Annotated in this window: 17 protein-coding genes; 15 read left to right on the plus strand and 2 right to left on the minus strand. The window is 67.2% G+C overall.

All coding sequences use genetic code 11. The features are described 5' to 3' along the window. Positions 1 to 103 precede the first annotated feature (103 nt). The 12 genes from AC0LPE_RS03125 (at position 104) to AC0LPE_RS03180 (ending at position 11,798) form a co-directional block, all read left to right on the plus strand. A complete protein-coding gene (locus AC0LPE_RS03125) occupies positions 104 to 289 on the plus strand; it encodes a ferredoxin (RefSeq protein WP_016692405.1) in 186 nt (61 codons plus the stop codon). Between the two features lie 133 nt (positions 290 to 422). After that, positions 423 to 1,349 (plus strand): 3-oxoacyl-ACP reductase, encoded by a 927-nt coding sequence (locus AC0LPE_RS03130; RefSeq protein ID WP_016692406.1) that lies wholly within the window; start codon positions 423 to 425, stop codon positions 1,347 to 1,349. 464 nt (positions 1,350 to 1,813) lie between these two features. Next, the gene (locus AC0LPE_RS03135) at positions 1,814 to 2,578 is read left to right on the plus strand and encodes an MlaE family ABC transporter permease (protein ID WP_006551898.1); all 765 of its coding nucleotides are present in this window, start codon (positions 1,814 to 1,816) and stop codon (positions 2,576 to 2,578) included. A gap of 16 nt (positions 2,579 to 2,594) precedes the next feature. Next, positions 2,595 to 3,443: an MlaE family ABC transporter permease gene (locus AC0LPE_RS03140; RefSeq protein WP_026061170.1), complete on the plus strand. Its 849-nt coding sequence runs from the start codon at positions 2,595 to 2,597 to the stop codon at positions 3,441 to 3,443. A 10-nt stretch (positions 3,444 to 3,453) separates the two neighbouring features. Beyond that, positions 3,454 to 4,632 (plus strand): MCE family protein, encoded by a 1,179-nt coding sequence (locus AC0LPE_RS03145; RefSeq protein WP_016692408.1) that lies wholly within the window; start codon positions 3,454 to 3,456, stop codon positions 4,630 to 4,632. Between the two features lie 2 nt (positions 4,633 to 4,634). Further along, the gene (locus AC0LPE_RS03150; RefSeq protein WP_033096865.1) at positions 4,635 to 5,654 is read left to right on the plus strand and encodes an MCE family protein; all 1,020 of its coding nucleotides are present in this window, start codon (positions 4,635 to 4,637) and stop codon (positions 5,652 to 5,654) included. Beyond that, positions 5,651 to 6,709 (plus strand): MCE family protein, encoded by a 1,059-nt coding sequence (locus AC0LPE_RS03155; protein WP_033096864.1) that lies wholly within the window; start codon positions 5,651 to 5,653, stop codon positions 6,707 to 6,709. Before AC0LPE_RS03150 ends, AC0LPE_RS03155 begins: the two co-directional genes overlap by 4 nt. After that, positions 6,706 to 8,025, plus strand: coding sequence for an MCE family protein (locus tag AC0LPE_RS03160; protein ID WP_490605589.1), 1,320 nt, complete (start codon positions 6,706 to 6,708; stop codon positions 8,023 to 8,025). The genes AC0LPE_RS03155 and AC0LPE_RS03160 overlap by 4 nt, the downstream gene beginning before the upstream one ends. After that, entirely contained in the window at positions 8,022 to 9,239 is a 1,218-nt protein-coding gene (locus tag AC0LPE_RS03165; protein ID WP_016692412.1) for an MCE family protein, read from the plus strand. Before AC0LPE_RS03160 ends, AC0LPE_RS03165 begins: the two co-directional genes overlap by 4 nt. Then, a complete protein-coding gene (locus tag AC0LPE_RS03170) occupies positions 9,236 to 10,648 on the plus strand; it encodes an MCE family protein (RefSeq protein WP_490605590.1) in 1,413 nt (470 codons plus the stop codon). Before AC0LPE_RS03165 ends, AC0LPE_RS03170 begins: the two co-directional genes overlap by 4 nt. Continuing rightward, positions 10,648 to 11,160: an Rv1363c family protein gene (locus AC0LPE_RS03175; RefSeq protein ID WP_064851526.1), complete on the plus strand. Its 513-nt coding sequence runs from the start codon at positions 10,648 to 10,650 to the stop codon at positions 11,158 to 11,160. The genes AC0LPE_RS03170 and AC0LPE_RS03175 overlap by 1 nt, the downstream gene beginning before the upstream one ends. Further along, positions 11,157 to 11,798 (plus strand): Rv1363c family protein, encoded by a 642-nt coding sequence (locus AC0LPE_RS03180; RefSeq protein ID WP_039585845.1) that lies wholly within the window; start codon positions 11,157 to 11,159, stop codon positions 11,796 to 11,798. The genes AC0LPE_RS03175 and AC0LPE_RS03180 overlap by 4 nt, the downstream gene beginning before the upstream one ends. A 10-nt stretch (positions 11,799 to 11,808) precedes the next feature. On the opposite strand, the gene AC0LPE_RS03185 is transcribed toward AC0LPE_RS03180, so the two are convergent. Both AC0LPE_RS03185 and AC0LPE_RS03190 read right to left on the minus strand, forming a co-directional pair. Next, the gene (locus AC0LPE_RS03185; protein ID WP_016692416.1) at positions 11,809 to 13,320 is read right to left on the minus strand and encodes an alpha,alpha-trehalose-phosphate synthase (UDP-forming); all 1,512 of its coding nucleotides are present in this window, start codon (positions 13,318 to 13,320) and stop codon (positions 11,809 to 11,811) included. Between the two features lie 111 nt (positions 13,321 to 13,431). Further along, the gene (locus AC0LPE_RS03190; protein ID WP_016692417.1) at positions 13,432 to 13,641 is read right to left on the minus strand and encodes a hypothetical protein; all 210 of its coding nucleotides are present in this window, start codon (positions 13,639 to 13,641) and stop codon (positions 13,432 to 13,434) included. Positions 13,642 to 13,836: 195 nt separating this feature from the next. On the opposite strand from AC0LPE_RS03190, the gene AC0LPE_RS03195 reads away from it, so the two are divergent. The 3 genes from AC0LPE_RS03195 to AC0LPE_RS03205 all read left to right on the plus strand — a co-directional run bounded on the left by AC0LPE_RS03195 (position 13,837) and on the right by AC0LPE_RS03205 (position 16,496). Next, positions 13,837 to 14,637, plus strand: coding sequence for an alpha/beta fold hydrolase (locus AC0LPE_RS03195; protein WP_016692418.1), 801 nt, complete (start codon positions 13,837 to 13,839; stop codon positions 14,635 to 14,637). A 234-nt stretch (positions 14,638 to 14,871) separates the two neighbouring features. Beyond that, on the plus strand, positions 14,872 to 16,263 hold the full coding sequence (locus tag AC0LPE_RS03200; RefSeq protein WP_145692987.1) for a lysine N(6)-hydroxylase/L-ornithine N(5)-oxygenase family protein: 1,392 nt from the start codon (positions 14,872 to 14,874) through the stop codon (positions 16,261 to 16,263). Continuing rightward, a complete protein-coding gene (locus AC0LPE_RS03205; RefSeq protein ID WP_006551884.1) occupies positions 16,260 to 16,496 on the plus strand; it encodes an MbtH family protein in 237 nt (78 codons plus the stop codon). Before AC0LPE_RS03200 ends, AC0LPE_RS03205 begins: the two co-directional genes overlap by 4 nt. The last annotated feature ends 24 nt before the right edge of the window (positions 16,497 to 16,520 follow it).

Raw genomic sequence — 16,520 nt, forward strand, 5'->3', positions numbered from 1 at the left:
CGCGAATCGTCTCTGTGGGATCATCGCGAATCATTGCACAGAATTGGAACGCGTTCTAGTCTGGACGCGATCGGTCGGCGCGAATGTGAAACGAGGTCCCGGAATGGATGTCAAGGTCGACTTCGACCGCTGCGAAGCGAACGGCGTGTGTGTCGGGCTGGCGCCCGACGTCTTCGATCTCAACGACGACGACGAGCTGATCGTCACGCATCCCGTACCCGAGGGTAGTGAGGACGCCGTCCGCGAGGCCGTCGCCCAGTGCCCGCGTGCGGCGCTCGCCGAGGCGTGAGCGCCGGACGGTGACCGGCCCCGGCCCTTGTCAGGAAAAATAACAAGTTCTACATTTTCGGTGCCCCCGGGTCCTGGTGGGGAGAGTACCGGCGTACGGCCGGCAATCGGCCCGAATCTCGAGGAGTACGTGGATGAGTGCGGACGCCAACGGTGGCGTGGAGAACGACGATCGGGTGTCTCTCGAAGGACGGGTCGCCGTCGTCACGGGAGCCGGAGCGGGTCTCGGACGTGCCGAGGCGCTCGCGCTCGCGCGGGCCGGAGCATCGGTGGTGGTCAACGATCTCGTGGAGAACGACGCGGTGGAGGACACCCTCGCGCGGATCCGCGATCTCGGTGCCGAGGCGGAGTTCGTGCCCGGCAGCGTCGCCGAGCGTGAGACGGCCGATGCGATGCTCGCCGCGGCGCAGGGCAAGTTCGGCGGTCTCGACATCGTCGTCAACAATGCGGGCATCACGCGGGATCGGATGCTGCCCAACATGTCCGATGACGAATGGGACTCGGTGGTCGCCGTGCACCTGCGCGGTCACTTCCTACTCTCCCGCAATGCCGCGGCCTACTGGCGCGACCGGTCGAAGCAGGAGGGTGGACCGGTCTACGGGCGCCTGGTCAACACGTCCTCGGAGGCCGGTCTGCTCGGTCCGCCCGGGCAGCCCAACTACGGCGCCGCCAAGGCCGGCATCACCGCACTCACCCTCTCGGCCGCTCGTGGTCTCGAGCGGTACGGGGTCCGGGCGAACGTGATCTGCCCCCGCGCGCGCACGTCGATGACCGAAGCGGTCTTCGGCGACGCGCCGGACGACGGCATCGATCCGCTCTCGCCCGACCACGTCGCGAATCTGGTCGCCTATCTCGCCTCCCCGGCGGCCGATCGCGTCAACGGGCAGGTCTTCATCGTCTACGGACCCATGGTGGCCCTGATGGCCGCACCGGTCGTCGAACAGCGTTTCGATGCCGCCGGGCAGTGGACCCCCGCCGCGCTCGCCGACGAGCTCGGCGGTTACTTCGCCGATCGTGACCCGGGCCGGACGTTCTCGGCCTCGGCGGCACTCGATCTCTAGTTCCGGCCCCCTGCTGTTCCCGCTCGGGGACAGCAGGGGTCCGTGTCTTCGCCCCCGGGCCGGATCCTGCAACCACGGGTGACGGACACCGGGGATTCCGGTAGCGTCACGCCCACTCGGGCTGTTTCTCCGGCTTTCGCCAGGCCTCGTATTTCTGCCTGGTACGTGTTCTAGTTTTGTTTCGTCGTCACGACCCGCTCGCGAGTGTGACGACCTCCTGTGGCGACGTGGTCGAGCTCGGTTCCTGCGTCGGAAATCTCAGCGAAACCCCAGTGTAAACCCACTTATGAGCGTGTCGATGCGCGTCGGTCGACGCCCGTGTGTCCGTTCGGACGGAAATGGATCGAGATGCCCCTCGGCGGATCTTTGACAGGTGAACACGTTCTAGTTACTATGACCCGGGTCACAGCACACGCCATCGATCGGCCGCGCGCCGACGACGTGAGGATCGAAGGGGGCACACGATGGTAGACCTCCTCGAGGTCCCCTTACGGGCCGTCGGCGGACTGTTCGCCATGACCGGCGAGACCGCCCGGGCGGCCTTCCGTCGCCCCTTCCAACGGCGCGAGTTCATCGACCAGGCATGGTTCGTCGCCCGCGTCTCACTCGTGCCCACCGTGCTCGTCGCGGTGCCGTTCACGGTCCTGGTGAGCTTCACCCTCAACATCCTGCTCCGGGAGATCGGCGCGGCCGACCTCAGTGGAGCGGGCGCGGCCCTCGGCGCGGTGACGCAGGTCGGTCCCATGGTCACCGTGCTCATCGTCGCCGGCGCCGGTGCCACCGCGATCTGCGCCGATCTCGCGGCGCGCACCATCCGCGAGGAGATCGACGCGATGCGTGTGCTCGGCATCGATCCGATCCAGCGTCTCGTCGTGCCCCGGGTGCTCGCGTCCACCGTCGTCGCCCTGCTGCTCAACGGTCTCGTGTGCACGATCGGCATCCTCGGCGGGTTCGCCTTCTCGGTCTTCCTCCAGGACGTCAACCCCGGCGCGTTCATCAACGGCATCACCCTGCTCACCGGCTTCGGAGAACTGATGATCTCCCAGGTCAAGGCGGGGCTGTTCGGCATGATCGCGGGGCTGGTCGCGTCCTATCTCGGTCTCAATGTCAAAGGTGGAGCGAAAAGTGTCGGCGACGCCGTCAACCAGACGGTCGTGTTCGCGTTCATGGCGCTGTTCGTGGTCAACCTCCTCGTCACGGCCGTCGGCATCAAGCTGACCGCGGGATGAGGGGAGCGGAGATTTCATGGCAGTGATGTCCTGGCGCTTCCCCCGTGCGGTTCGGCGCATGTCACGTGCGTCGTCCACGGTGGACCGAGTGGGGGAGCAGGCGCTGTTCTTCGGGCGCGCCCTCGCGACGGTCCCCCGGGCGCTGATGCACTACCCCAAGGAGACGGTCCGTCTGGTCGCCGAGATCAGCATGGGCACCGGCGCACTCGCCGTCATCGGTGGCACCGTCGTGATCGTCGGGTTCCTGACGCTCTTCACCGGCGGCATCATCGCCGTGCAGGGCTTCAGCTCCCTCGGCAACATCGGCGTCGAAGCGCTCACCGGTTTCTTCGCGGCCTTCATCAACGTGCGTATCGCGGCCCCGACGATCGCCGGTATCGGACTGGCGGCCACCATCGGCGCCGGCTCCACCGCCCAGCTCGGCGCCATGCGTGTCTCCGAGGAGATCGACGCGCTCGAGACCATGGCGATCCCGTCCATTCCGTATCTGGTGTCCACGCGCGTGCTCGCCGGGATGATCGCGATCGTCCCGCTGTACTCGCTCGCCGTGATCGCCTCGTTCGTCGCCAGTCGTTTCGCGACGGTGGTGCTCTACGGCCAGTCGGCCGGCGTGTACGACCACTACTTCACGACCTTCCTGATACCCACCGACATCCTGTGGTCGTTCGTCCAGGCCATCGTGATGGCGATCGCCGTGATGCTCATCCACACCTACTACGGCTTCACCGCAGGTGGCGGCCCCGTCGGTGTGGGTGTCGCTGTCGGCAACGCGGTGCGGGCCTCGCTCGTCGCGGTCGTCACCGTCACCCTGCTCATCTCGCTCGCCGTCTACGGCGCGACCGGCAACTTCAACCTGTCGGGATAGGGCGCGCGACATGGACACTCCTTCGTGGAAGAAGAAGCTCGCCGCCTTCGGTCTCGTGGGCGGCCTCGCCGCGATCGTCGCGGTGGCACTGACGATGTTCGCCGGTGGGTTCACCTCGACGGTCCCGCTCACCGTCACCTCACCCCGCTCCGGTCTGGTGATGGAGCCCGACGCCAAGGTGAAGATGCGCGGCGTCGAGGTGGGCCGCGTGGCGTCGATCGAGCACACACCCGCCGGCGCGGTCCTGCATCTCGACATGCAACCCGGGCAGATGCAACTCATTCCGTCGAACGCGCGGGTGGCGATCGAATCCACCACCGTCTTCGGTGCCAAGTTCGTCGACATCGTCGTCCCCGACGATCCGTCCTCCGTGCCGATGCAGGAAGGCGCCGTGATCGCGGCCGACAACGTCACCGTCGAGTTCAACACCGTCTTCGAGCACCTGTCCGACGTGCTCGCCCAGATCCAGCCCGAGAAGCTCAACGCCACCCTCGGAGCGTTGTCGGAGGCGCTCAACGGACGCGGCGACGCCCTCGGCGCCGCCCTGTCCGAGGCCGATGCGTATCTCGCCGAGATGAATCCGTCGCTGCCGCAACTGCAGGCCGATCTCGTCTCGGCCGCGCAGGTCACCGACGTCTACGCCGACACGGCACCCGACCTCATGACCACGATCGGCAACGCCACCGACGTCGGAAACACCGTCGTCGACGAACAACAGCAGCTCGACCTGCTGCTCATGAACCTCACCGGTCTCGCGAACACCGGACGGGACGTCCTGGGGGAGAACGAAGCACAGTTGACCACCGCACTCGACAGTCTGAGCCACACCACCGGTCTGCTCGGTGAGTACTCGCCCGAACTGACCTGCTTCATCGTCGGCCTCAACGACGCCCGGGTGGCGTTCGAGCCGATGGCCGGCACCGGCGAGTACGCGGCCCTGACCCTGAGCACGAGCTTCATGGGTGGTGCCACGCCGTACAACGACGCCCAGGATCTGCCCGTGGTCGGCGCGAGCGGCGGACCGAACTGCTGGGGCCTGCCGAACTTCGACCCGCGCCGCGACGGTCACGCGCCGTTCGTCGTGACGAACACCGGTGAAACGCCCTACAAGCCCGCAACGGAGGCCTGGATCCGCTACCCGACGATCTTCCAGTACCTGTTCGGCGACCATCTCGCAGGCGGGCGGTGACGATGAGAGCGACCACCGTCAAGTTCCTGATCTTCGCCATCACGATGGCATTGATCTTCGCCGGGCTCGCCGTCGTGTTCAGCCAGGCGCGGTTCACCGGCACCGAGAACTACCGGGCCACCTTCACGGACGTCTCCGGTCTCGGTACCGGCGACAAGGTCCGCATCGCCGGGGTGCAGGTCGGCTCCGTGAAGAAGGTCGACATCGGCCCCGACAACACCGCCGAGATCGAGTTCGACGTGGACGCGAAGCACACGCTGTTCACCAGTACCCGCGCCACCGTGCGGTACGAGAACCTCGTCGGCGACCGGTATCTCGAACTGCTCGAAGGCGCCGGCAGCGTCGACGTCCTGCCCGCCGGTGGCAGCATCCCGATCGAGCAGACCGAACCGGCCCTCGACCTCGACCTGCTCCTCGGCGGGTTCAAGCCGCTGCTGCAGGGCCTCGACGCGCAGCAGGTCAACGACCTCTCCGGAGCACTCTTGCAGGTCTTCCAGGGTCAGGGTGACACGCTCGTGTCGCTGCTGGGGAACACCAACTCGTTCACCAACTCCCTCGCCGACCGCGACCAGCTGATCGGCGACGTCATCGACAACCTCAACGCCGTCCTCGGCACGATCGACGATCACGATCGCGAGTTCGAGAACACCATCGAACAACTGCACACCCTGGTGGGCGGGCTGTCCGCCGACCGTGATCCCATCGGCGCGTCGATCCCGCAGATCGCTACCGGCACTGCGGATCTCGCCGCACTGCTGCAGAACAACCGGCCCGACCTGCAGACGGTCATCGCCGAGACGAACCGCACCATGACCCAGCTCGACCTCGGCAAGGACGACATCAACCGCACGCTCGAACGCCTGCCCTCCGATTACAAGAAACTCATCCGCGTGGGTGCATACGGAAACTTCTTCCAATTCTTCCTCTGTGCCAATACTTTCAAGTTCTCCGGACCGGACGGCACCACCATCCGGTACACCACGGCGAACCACGACACGGGAAGGTGTGCGAAGGTCGAATGAGTGCACCTCGTGACCCCAACTACATCCGGACGGGCATCATCGGCCTGGCCGTGTCCGCCGCGATCGTGCTCGCCGGTCTGCAGTACGACCAGCTGCACTTCCTCTCCGGTGGCCTGAGCTACTCGGCCCGTTTCCAGGACGCCGGTGGCCTCGTCCCCGGCGACGACGTCATGCTCGCCGGCGTGAACGTCGGCGACGTCACCGACGTGCGGCTCGACGATCAGGCCGTGCTGGTCACCTTCCGTATCCGCGACGGTATCGGGCTCGGCGACACCACCGGTGCCGACATCAAGACCAACACCGTTCTCGGTCGGAAGTCCCTGGCGCTGCGCCCCGGTGGCGACGGCGTGATGCGCCCGGGCTCGGTGATCGCGCTCGAACGCACCAACTCGCCGTACTCGCTGACCGACGCTCTCGGCGACCTCACGACCTCGGTCTCCGAACTCGACACCGACCGGATCAACGAGTCGCTCGACGCGTTGTCGCAGTCGCTCGAGAACACCCCGCCCGAGATCCAGGGCGCATTGGAGGGCATGACCCGCCTGTCGCAGTCGATCAACGCCCGCGACGAATCGCTGGACCAGTTGCTCGAACGCGCCGAGGGCGTGACGAGCATCCTCGCCGAGCGCAGCGACCAGGTCAACGCGCTCATCGTCGACGCGAATGCGCTGTTCGGCGAACTGAGTCTGCGCCGCGACGCCATCACCGAACTGATCGCGAACATCTCGTCCGTCTCGCGTCAGCTCACCGGCCTCGTGCAGGACAACCAGGCGCAGATGGCACCGACGCTCGAGAAGCTCAACCTCGTGACGGCCAACCTGCAGGCGAACAAGGAGAACATCGCCGGCGCACTCGACGGTCTGGGCCCGTACATCAGCGCACTCGGCGAATCCGTCGCCAGCGGACCGTTCTTCAACGCCTATGTGTCCAACATCCTGCCGGCACCGTGGTGGAAGGCCGTGGTGGACAGCCAGGTCGCACCCGATCTCCTCCCCGAGGATCTGCAGGACGTGATCCCGGACGAACCCCCGACGATCAAGAGGGACGGCGAATGAGTACCGATACCGCCGCAACGACCCGGCGGCGCCCACCCTGGCTGATGGCGGCGATCATCGGTGCCGTCGTCGTGCTCGGCGCCCTCGCCGTGTTCGTCCTGCCGGACCTCGGCAAGCGCACCATCCACGCCGAATTCGCTTCCACCAGCGGCCTGTACGAGGGCGACGACGTGCGGGTGCTCGGAGTGTCGGTGGGACGCATCAGCGACATCGAACCCCGCGACGACCTCGTGCGCGTGACGATGCAGGTCGACAGCGACGTCGAGATCCCGTCCGACGCAAAGGCCGTCGTCATCGCGCAGAGCCTCGTCTCGGCGCGTTTCGTCCAGCTCACCCCGGTCTACTCGGGTGGTCCGACGATCGAGGACGGCACGACGATCCCGATGCAGCGCACGGCCTCTCCGGTCGAATGGGACCAGATCAAGACCGAACTGATGCGGCTGTCCGAAGCGCTCGGACCCGAGGAACTCGATCCGCAGGGATCCCTCGGCCGGTTCATCGACACCGCCGCCGACAATCTCGAGGGCAACGGGCAGACCGTGCGTGCGGCCCTGCGCGAGTTGTCGGACACCATGCGCACGCTCTCCGAGGGGCGCACCGACCTGTTCTCGACGATCCGCAACCTGCAGACCTTCGTATCGGTCCTCTCGTCGAGCAACGAGCAGATCGTGCAGTTCGGCGGTCGACTCGCGTCGGTCTCGGACGTGCTCGCGCAGAGCTCCGACCAGCTCGGGGTCTCGTTGTCCGAGTTGAACATCGCCGTCGGCGACGTGCAGCGGTTCGTGCAGGACAACCGGGCCGGTCTCACCGAATCGGTGCAGCGACTGGCCGACGCGACCGAGGTGCTCGCCCGCAAGCGACCCGAGATCGAGCGGGTACTGCACTCGGGCCCGACCTCCCTCGCGAACTTCTACAACATCTACAAGCCGGCGCAGGGTTCGCTCACGGGCGCACTCGCGATCAACAACCTCGCCAACCCCGTCGAGTGGATGTGCGGGTCGGTCGCGGCCGCCGCCAACGCGACCTCCGAGCGCAGCGAGGAACTGTGCCGCCAGCAGCTCGGACCGGTGCTGTCGTCCATCAACGCCAACTACCTTCCGCTGCTGGTCAACCCGCTGGCCGGTGTGCAGGCCTTCGACGGTGACATCGTCTACACCGAACCCTGGCTCGAAGGGGCGTCGGAAGGACGCGGCACCGCACCCGGTCCGTCGCTGTCGGAAGCGGCGTCGCCGCTCGACGGGATCCTCGGCGGCCTGCCGTCGCTGCAGGTCCCGCAGGATCTCGGTTCCCTGCTGCAGCCGGGAGGAGGACGATGACCGGCCGATCGATGTTCCGCCGCCTCGGTGTCGCGGTCACCGCCGTCGCGGTGGGCACGACACTCACCGCGTGCGAGTGGGGTGGACTCAACTCGATTCCCATGCCCGGCACCGCCGGCCGCGGAGAAGGCGCCTACCGGGTGCAGATCGAGATGCCCAACGTGACGACCCTGACCCAGAACTCGCCCGTGCGAGTCGACGACGTCACCGTCGGGTCGATCTCGGGGATCGAACTCGACGGCTGGCACGCGCTCGTGACGGTCTCGCTCGACGAAGGCGTGATCGTTCCGGCCAACTCGCTCGCGCGGATCGGTCAGACGAGCCTGCTCGGATCGCAGCACCTCGAACTGATCCCGCCCGTCGGCGAACCCCCGGAGGGCCGCCTCGAGGACGGCGACGTCATCCCACTCGAACGCGCCGGTGCGTATCCGACCACCGAACAGACGCTCTCGTCGTTGTCGGTGGTGCTCAACGGTGGTGGACTCGCGCAGATCAACGACATCACCACCGAGCTGAACGCGGCGCTCGTCGGCCGGGAGGACTCGATCCGGAACCTGCTCCCGCGCCTGGACGAACTGGTCTCCACTCTCGATACGCAGCGCGGTGACATCATCGCCGCGCTGGAGGGCATGGACCGTCTGGCGGCGACCGTGAACGACCAGAACGCGACACTCGTCCGGGCTCTCGAGGAACTGCCGCCCGCGATCGAGGTGCTGGCCGACCAGCGATCGAACCTCACGGCCGCGATGAGTTCGCTCGGCGAGCTGAGCACCGTGGCCAGCCGGGTCGTGGAGACCTCGAACGACGACCTGAAGGCGAACCTCGAGGGGCTCGCACCGACGTTGAAGGCGCTGGCCGATTCGGGCAGTGCCCTGACCGAGGTGCTCGGTGTGCTGCTCACCTATCCCTTCCCGCAGGCGGGCATCAACAACATCATCCGCGGCGACTACGCCAACCTCGCGATGACGATCGACCTCAGTCTCGAACGTCTCGACCTGAACTTCCTGTCCGGGACGCCGCTCGCGGGACGTCTCGCGGGTCCGGAGGGGATCCTCGGCCGCGACGCGGGACTCGCTGCGCAGGCGACCGATCCGTTCCGTGCACCGCTCGAACCGCCACCGCCGCCACCGCCCGGTCCCGAAGGGAAACTGACGATCCCCGGCATCGGTGAGATCACCATTCCCGGCCTTCCCCTGGGGGTGCCCGCACCATGATGCTCACGCGGTTCGTCCGCATCCAGCTCACGATCTTCGCGATCCTCACGGTCGTCGGACTCGTCGTGATGGCGCTGATGTACGTGCGGCTGCCCGCCCTGTTCGGGGTCGGGCGGTACGAGGTGGTCGTCGAACTCCAGTCGACCGGCGGCCTGTACCCGCATTCGAACGTCACCTACCGCGGCAACACCGTCGGCACCGTCCGGAGCGTCTCGCTGTCGCCGGTGGGCGTCGAGGCGAAGTTGTCCATCGACAGCGACGCGAAGATCCCCGCCGACGTCGACGCGGCCGTGCGCAGCGTGTCGGCGGTCGGCGAACAGTACGTCGATCTCGTGCCCCGGGCCGACGGCTCGGGCGGCGAACGTCTGGCCGACGGCGACGTGATCCCGGTCGACCGCACGACGGTGCCTCAGGAGGTCGGTGCCCTGCTCGACCAGGCCGACGTGCTGCTCGCCTCGATCGGCGACACGCGACTGCAGACGGTGGTCGACGAGGCGTTCGACGCGTTCAACGGCTCCGGACCCGAACTGCAGGAACTGATCGACTCGACGCGCCTGTTCGTGCAGGAGGCCTCGGCGAACAGCGCCGAGACACGGCAGTTGATCGATCAGATCGGTCCGCTGCTCGACACGCAGGTGGTCACGAGCGACGCCATCCGGTCGTGGACACGCGACATGGTGACCTTCACCGATCGTCTGCGCGAGAGCGATCCCGACCTGCGGGCCCTGCTCGACGTCGGGCCGGGAGCCGCTGCCGAAGCCGAATCGTTGCTGCAGGACCTGAAACCGACGCTGCCGCTGCTGCTCGCGAATCTGGTGAGCGTCGGCGAGGTGGGCGTCATCTACAACGCCGGCATCGAGCAGATCCTGGTGCTGTACCCGCCGATGACGACGGCCCTGATCACCGCGGCCGGCGACGGCCCACCGGAAGACGGTGCCGTGGTGGACTTCCATCTGCAGCTGCACGATCCGCCGCCGTGCCTGGCCGGTTTCGTGCCGCCGGAACAGTGGCGCAGCCCGGCCGACACGTCCATGGTCGACACCCCGGGCGACGTCTTCTGCCAACTGCCGCAGGACTATCCGAATGCGATCCGCGGTGCCCGGAACCTGCCGTGCATGGAGTACCCGGGCCGTCGCGCACCGACGCCCGACATGTGCCGCACCGGGTACAGCCCCACCTACTCGGACAATCCGTGGACCGGGCCGCCCACGCCGGTGGCCTCGGAGAATGTCGCACCCACACCCGCCTCCTACGGCGGGGGAGACGACACGGCTCCCGCCGGGGTCGCGGCGCGACGGATCGATCCGCAGACCGGGACGTACATTGGTCCCGACGGCACCGTGTACACGCACGCCGATCTCGGTGGAGATCGGAGCTTGGAGAGTTACATGAAGGCGCAGCAGGGCTGATGGCAGACGAGATCGACATGAAGACGAAGCCGAGATGGGCCAAGCCGGTCGCGATCATCGCGTCCGTGCTGGTGATCGCACTCGTGGCGGTCGGGGCCTGGCTCATCGTCGACCGGCAGTCCGCGAACGAACGCGACGAGCGTCGGGAGGCGTACCTGCAGGCCGCGCGGCAGACGGTGCTCAACCTGACCACCATCAACGCCGACACCGCCGACGCCGACGTCGCGCGTCTGCTCGAAGGCGCGACGGGTGATTTCAAGGCCGAGTTCGAGGGCCGCGAAGGACCTTTCGTGGAGGTCGTGCAGCAGGCCGGTGTCGACACCACCGGTGAGGTCCTCGAGGCGGGGATCCAGAACGAGGACGGCACGTGCGCGTCGTCGCTCGTCGCCTCCCGCGCGATGGTGAGCAACGCCGACCAGACCGAACCCGAAGCGCGCGACTTCCGTCTGCGGGTGACGATCTGCGACGAGAACGGCAGATTGTTGGCGTCGAAGGTGGAGTTCGTGCCGTGACCGACGAGAAGGACGATCGCGTGACGCTCGACAAGACCGACGAAGCCGTGTCCGGCACTGTGTCCGACAAGACCGAGGAGACGGGCGGATCCACCGCCGCCGCCGAGACCTCGGCCGCCGCCGCCTCGGTCCCGGACGCGACTTCGGATCCGAAGGCCTCGTACCTGCCGCACATCGCGATCGGATTGTCGATCGTGGCACTGGTTTTCGCGGTCCTGGTGGGGTGGCTCGCCTACGGCACCGTCCAGCAGTCCGCCGCCGAGACGGCGCGGACCGACGCGCGGGTCGCTGCGGAGGAACAGGCGGTCGCGATGCTCGCCTACACCCACGATCAGGTGGACGCGCAGACCGAGGCCGCTGCGGAAGGCCTCACCGGCGACTTCCGCGACGAGTACACGAATCTGATGAAGAACATCATCGCGCCGGGCGCCAAGGAGAAGGCGATCAGCGTGCAGGTGAGCGTGCAGGCGTCGTCGGTGGTCTCCGCCGACGCCGACAGTGCCGTGACCCTGCTGTTCCTCAACCAGATCACGACGAGTTCGGAGAACCCCGAAGCGGTGAGCAGCGGCAGCCGGGTGCGCGTCGAACTCGAAAAGCAGGACGGGCGTTGGCTCGTCAGCCGGCTGACGCCGATCTAGGAGGGGGCCGTCAGGTGGGGTCGGGTTCGCCGGCCTCACCCGGCGCGATCAGCGCGCGCCCGGCGGCATTGGTGTTGGCGAGAGTGTCGAGGAACGAACGGGCCCAGCGGTCCACATCGTGCGTGAGCACCTGACGGCGCAGCGCACGCATCCTCTTGCGGCCGTCCTCGCGCGGCACCTCGATCGCGGCCTGGATCTTGTCCTTGACGTCCTCGAGGTCGTGCGGGTTGCACTGGAACGACTGCCGCAGTTCGGCTGCGGCACCGGTGAACTCGCTGAGCACCAACGCGCCGCCGAGATCGCTGCGGCACGCGATGTACTCCTTGGCGACGAGATTCATACCGTCGCGCAAGGGGGTCACGAGCATGACGTCGGCCGCGACGAAGAACGCGATGAGCTCGTCGCGGGGGACCGGCCGGTGGATGTAGTGCACCACCGGACGCCCCACCTCGGCGTACTCGCCGTTGATGCGGCTGACCGTCCGCTCGATCTCGCCGCGCATGTGGACGTAGGAATCGACGCGTTCCCGGCTCGGGGTCGCGAGCTGCACCATCACGGTGTCCTTCGGGTCCATGCGACCCTCGGCGAGGAGTTCGTGCACCGCGTCGAGCCGCACGTCGATGCCCTTGGTGTAGTCGAGCCGGTCGACGCCGAGCAGGATCTTCTTCGGGTTGCCGAGTTCCTTGCGCAACGCCTTGGCACGATCGCGGATCGCCTTGCTGCGTGACTGCTGGTCGAGCCGGCCCGATTCGATGGAGATGGGGAAGGCACCGACACGCACCGAGCGGAAGCCGACCTGGACCACGCCGAGCTTCGACCGGATACCGATGTTGCCGCGGGAGGTCTGGGCCCCTGCCAGACGTCGGGCGAGATACAGGAAGTTCTGGGCACCACCGGGGAGGTGGAAGCCGATGAGATCGGCGCCGAGGAGACCCTCGACGATCTCGGTGCGCCACGGCAGTTGCATGAACAGCTCGATCGGCGGGAACGGGATGTGCAGGAAGAAGCCGATCGTCAGATCGGGGCGGAGCATCCGCAGCATCTTCGGCACCAGCTGCAGCTGGTAGTCCTGGATCCAGACGGTCGCGCCCTCCGCGGCGGCCTTCGCGGTCTCCTCCGCGAAGCGGCGGTTGATCTCGACGTAGGAGTTCCACCATTCGCGCCGGTACTCCGGGCGCACGATCACGTCGTGGTAGAGCGGCCACAGCGTGGCGTTGGAGAACCCCTCGTAGTAGTCGGCGATGTCCTCGGTGCTCAACCGCACCGAGTGCAGGGTCAGACCGTCCTCGACGATGACGCCGGACTCGGCGTCGGCCACACCGGCCCAGCCGACCCAGGCGCCGTTGTTCGAACGCAGGATCGGCTCGAGCGCGGTGACGAGGCCGCCCGGACTGCGCTTCCAGCGGGTGGTGCCGTCGGGAAGCCGTTCGAGGTCGACCGGCAGGCGATTGGCGACGACCACGAAGTCCGACCCGGCGTGCGAGTCGTGGTTCCCCGCTGCGTCCGCTTCGCCTGCTGTCACGTTGTGGTCCTCTTTCGGGGCCGGTGCCGTCGCCGGCCCGGCAGGGTGGGTGCCGTCACCGGCCCGGCAGGGTGGGTGCCGTCACCGGCACCGTGGTGGGTGTCGTGCTCGTCAGTGCTTGTCGCTGGGACCGATGCCGAGCATCGACAGCAGCATGCGGCACTCGTCCGCATTCTCTGCGTAGGCGGCGACGACTCGCTGCGCCTGTCGTGCGGTTTCGTCGGCGACGGGTTCGAGATCCTCGTCGGCGATGTCGTTCGCGGTGGTCGGGTCCGCGGCCATGATGTCCTCCCGGGGTCGCTGCTCTGTGCGAGCACGCATCGTCCTTCGACTCTAGGAGAATCGGACAGCTCGCCGCCACCCGCCTTCCGAGGTCGGTCCTGGCACGGTCCTGCACGTCTACGTCGCGGTACCGTAGGACGGTCGTGCTGTAGGTACACCGTGTGTGTTTCCGGTGCGCGACGTCACGGCGCCGACCCGCGGCGCACAACCGCGCTCTCGTCGAGGAAGGTATTCATGCCCATTGCCACCGTGAACGGCATCCCGCTGAACTACCAGGTCAAGGGAACGGGCGATCTCGTCGTCCTCATCATGGGAACGGGTAGTCCGGGGCGCGTGTGGGATCTGCACCAGGTGCCCGCGCTCGTGAAGGCCGGCTACCGGGTCGCCACCTTCGACAACCGCGGCATCGCACCGTCGGGCGAGAGCCTCGGCGGCATGACCATCGACGACCTGGTGAAGGACACCGCCGGCCTGATCGAACTGCTCGGCGGTCCCGCCTACGTGATCGGCACGTCGATGGGTGCGCGTGTCGCGCAGGAGTTGACGCTCGCCCGTCCCGAGCTCGTCCGCAAGGCCGTCTTCCTGGCCGGCCACGCCCGCATGGACCAGTTCCAGCTGACGCTCACCGAGGGGGAGCGCCAGCTCTACGACAGCGGCGTCGAACTGCCACCGAAGTACCAGGCCGCCGTCACGGCGGTGATGAATCTGTCGCCGGCCTCGCTGGCCGACGAGCACACCGCCCGCGACTGGCTGGACGTCTTCGAGTTCAGCGGCGGAAAGGTGTCGGCGGGCGTGCGCGCGCAGCTCGGCATGGACCGGGAGTTCGATCGGCGCGCGGCCTACCGGGGCATCACCGTGCCGTGCCTGGCCGTCGGATTCGCCGACGACCGGATGATCCCGGCCTATCTGTCGCGCGAGGTCGCGGACGCCATTCCGGGTGCGCGCTACGAGGAGATCCCGGACGCCGGGCACTACGGCTATCTCGAGCGGCCCGAGGCGGTCAACAAGATCCTGGTGGACTTCCTGGCTTCGTAGGGGAGTCCCCTGGCAGGGGAAATCGGCAGGCGGGCGCGGTGGAATCAGTCACGATCCACCGCGCCCGTCGTCTGCGAAATGCGACGAAGGTCCCTGTGATCCGGGAGATCGTGACGTCCCGCGGACCGTCGGGCACTGGTACGCTCACCGAACAAAGGTTAGCCTGAGCTACCTTCGAGTCTCGTACGAACCGATCACGGGCCCCTCCGGCCCCCCTAGTACGGAAGTTGAGTGATGACCGACCGTTCCAGCCTTGTCGCCGATGACGCGGGGAGGTCGGAGGGCAACTCGCAAGGAGACGTCTTCGACCTCGTCGGTATCGGTTTCGGCCCCTCGAACCTGGCGCTCGCGATCGCTGTCGAGGAGCACAACACCGACAACCCCTCCTCGGCGATCCGGGCACGATTCTTCGAACGTCAGTCGGCCTTCGCCTGGCACCCGGGCATGCTGCTCGAGGGCGCCACGATGCAGATCGCGTTCCCCAAGGATCTGGTCACCTTCCGTAACCCCACGAGCTCGTACAGCTTCTTCTCCTACCTGCACGACCGTGGCCGTCTCGTGGACTTCGTCAACCACCAGACGTTCTTCCCCACGCGTCACGAGTTCCAGGACTACCTGCAGTGGGCGGCCACGCGCGTCGACGCCGACGTCCGCTACGGAACCGAGGTCGTCTCGGTCGAGACCGTCCGCAACCACAACGGGATCGCCGACCTGTTCGCCGTGCGGACCGCCGACGGCGCCGTCGTGTACGCGCACAGCGTCGTGGTCGGAGTCGGACTGCGTGCCCGGCTCCCGAAGTGGGCGGTCGCGTCTGCCCGCTGCTTCCACAACCACCACTTCCTCTTCCACATCGAGGACATGCCGGAGCCGCAGCACCAGCGCTTCGTGGTGGTCGGCGCAGGGCAGAGCGCTGCCGAGGTCGTGCAGTACCTGCACACGCACTACCCGCAGGCCGAGGTCCACAACGTCTTCAACCGCTTCGGGTACAGCCCCGCCGACGACAGCCCGTACGCGAACCGCATCTTCGACCCGCAAGTCGTCGACGAGCTGCACGCGGCCCCACTGTCCGAGCGTGAGCGGCTGCTCGCCCTGCACCGCAGCACCAACTACTCGGTCGTCTCGCCCGAACTCATCGAGGCGCTCTACGCGACCGAGTACCGCGAACGGGTGAGCGGTCGTCGCCGACTGTTCATGCGTCGTGCCTCGGAGGTCGTATCGGCGCTCGAGAGCGACGCAGGAGTCACCGTCGAGATCCGCGACAATCTCGAAGGCGACACCGAGACCCTCCAGTGCGACGCGGTGGTCCTCGCGACCGGCTTCGAGCCCGCGCCCCTCGCACCGCTGCTGGGCGATCTCGCGCCCGAGACGCCGGTCCTGTCCGTCGCCCGCGACTACCGTCTGCCGCTGCCGGAGAACGTCACGGCCGACGTCTACCTCCAGGGCGGAACCGAGAAGACACACGGTCTGACCGCGTCGTTGCTGTCCAACGCAGCGATCCGCGCGGGTGAGATCCTCACCTCGATCGTCGAACGCCGAGAGCTCCGTCTGCCCGGAGCCGGGGGAGGAATCGACGAGCTTGGTAGGATATCGGACCATCACACCTACGCAACAAGTGAGGCGAGATGAGCACGAATCCATTTGACGACGAAGACGGCCGCTTCTACGTCCTCATCAACGATGAGGAGCAGTACTCGCTGTGGCCGACCTTCGCCGAGGTTCCGCAGGGGTGGCGGGTGGTATTCGGCGAAGAGTCGCGCGCCGCTTGCGTCGAGTACGTCGAGCAGAATTGGACCGATATGCGTCCGAAGAGCCTTCGCGACGCAATGGAAGCCGACGAGAAGGCCCGCCAGGGCAGCTGAACGCTTCCGTCAGATCCGCCGAGA

The organism is Rhodococcus sp. S3, from assembly GCF_058211795.1.

What these genes read in the sequence shown, in the direction of transcription:
- AC0LPE_RS03160 (WP_490605589.1), top strand. Translation starts at nt 6,706, where the DNA reads ATGAGTACCGATACCGCCGCAACGACCCGGCGGCGCCCACCCTGGCTG.
- AC0LPE_RS03140 (WP_026061170.1), top strand. Translation starts at nt 2,595, where the DNA reads ATGGCAGTGATGTCCTGGCGCTTCCCCCGTGCGGTTCGGCGCATGTCA.
- AC0LPE_RS03145 (WP_016692408.1), top strand. Translation starts at nt 3,454, where the DNA reads ATGGACACTCCTTCGTGGAAGAAGAAGCTCGCCGCCTTCGGTCTCGTG.
- AC0LPE_RS03165 (WP_016692412.1), top strand. Translation starts at nt 8,022, where the DNA reads ATGACCGGCCGATCGATGTTCCGCCGCCTCGGTGTCGCGGTCACCGCC.
- AC0LPE_RS03130 (WP_016692406.1), top strand. Translation starts at nt 423, where the DNA reads ATGAGTGCGGACGCCAACGGTGGCGTGGAGAACGACGATCGGGTGTCT.
- AC0LPE_RS03190 (WP_016692417.1), bottom strand. Translation starts at nt 13,641, where the DNA reads ATGCGTGCTCGCACAGAGCAGCGACCCCGGGAGGACATCATGGCCGCG.
- AC0LPE_RS03200 (WP_145692987.1), top strand. Translation starts at nt 14,872, where the DNA reads ATGACCGACCGTTCCAGCCTTGTCGCCGATGACGCGGGGAGGTCGGAG.
- AC0LPE_RS03205 (WP_006551884.1), top strand. Translation starts at nt 16,260, where the DNA reads ATGAGCACGAATCCATTTGACGACGAAGACGGCCGCTTCTACGTCCTC.
- AC0LPE_RS03195 (WP_016692418.1), top strand. Translation starts at nt 13,837, where the DNA reads ATGCCCATTGCCACCGTGAACGGCATCCCGCTGAACTACCAGGTCAAG.
- AC0LPE_RS03150 (WP_033096865.1), top strand. Translation starts at nt 4,635, where the DNA reads ATGAGAGCGACCACCGTCAAGTTCCTGATCTTCGCCATCACGATGGCA.
- AC0LPE_RS03135 (WP_006551898.1), top strand. Translation starts at nt 1,814, where the DNA reads ATGGTAGACCTCCTCGAGGTCCCCTTACGGGCCGTCGGCGGACTGTTC.
- AC0LPE_RS03170 (WP_490605590.1), top strand. Translation starts at nt 9,236, where the DNA reads ATGATGCTCACGCGGTTCGTCCGCATCCAGCTCACGATCTTCGCGATC.
- AC0LPE_RS03175 (WP_064851526.1), top strand. Translation starts at nt 10,648, where the DNA reads ATGGCAGACGAGATCGACATGAAGACGAAGCCGAGATGGGCCAAGCCG.
- AC0LPE_RS03125 (WP_016692405.1), top strand. Translation starts at nt 104, where the DNA reads ATGGATGTCAAGGTCGACTTCGACCGCTGCGAAGCGAACGGCGTGTGT.
- AC0LPE_RS03155 (WP_033096864.1), top strand. Translation starts at nt 5,651, where the DNA reads ATGAGTGCACCTCGTGACCCCAACTACATCCGGACGGGCATCATCGGC.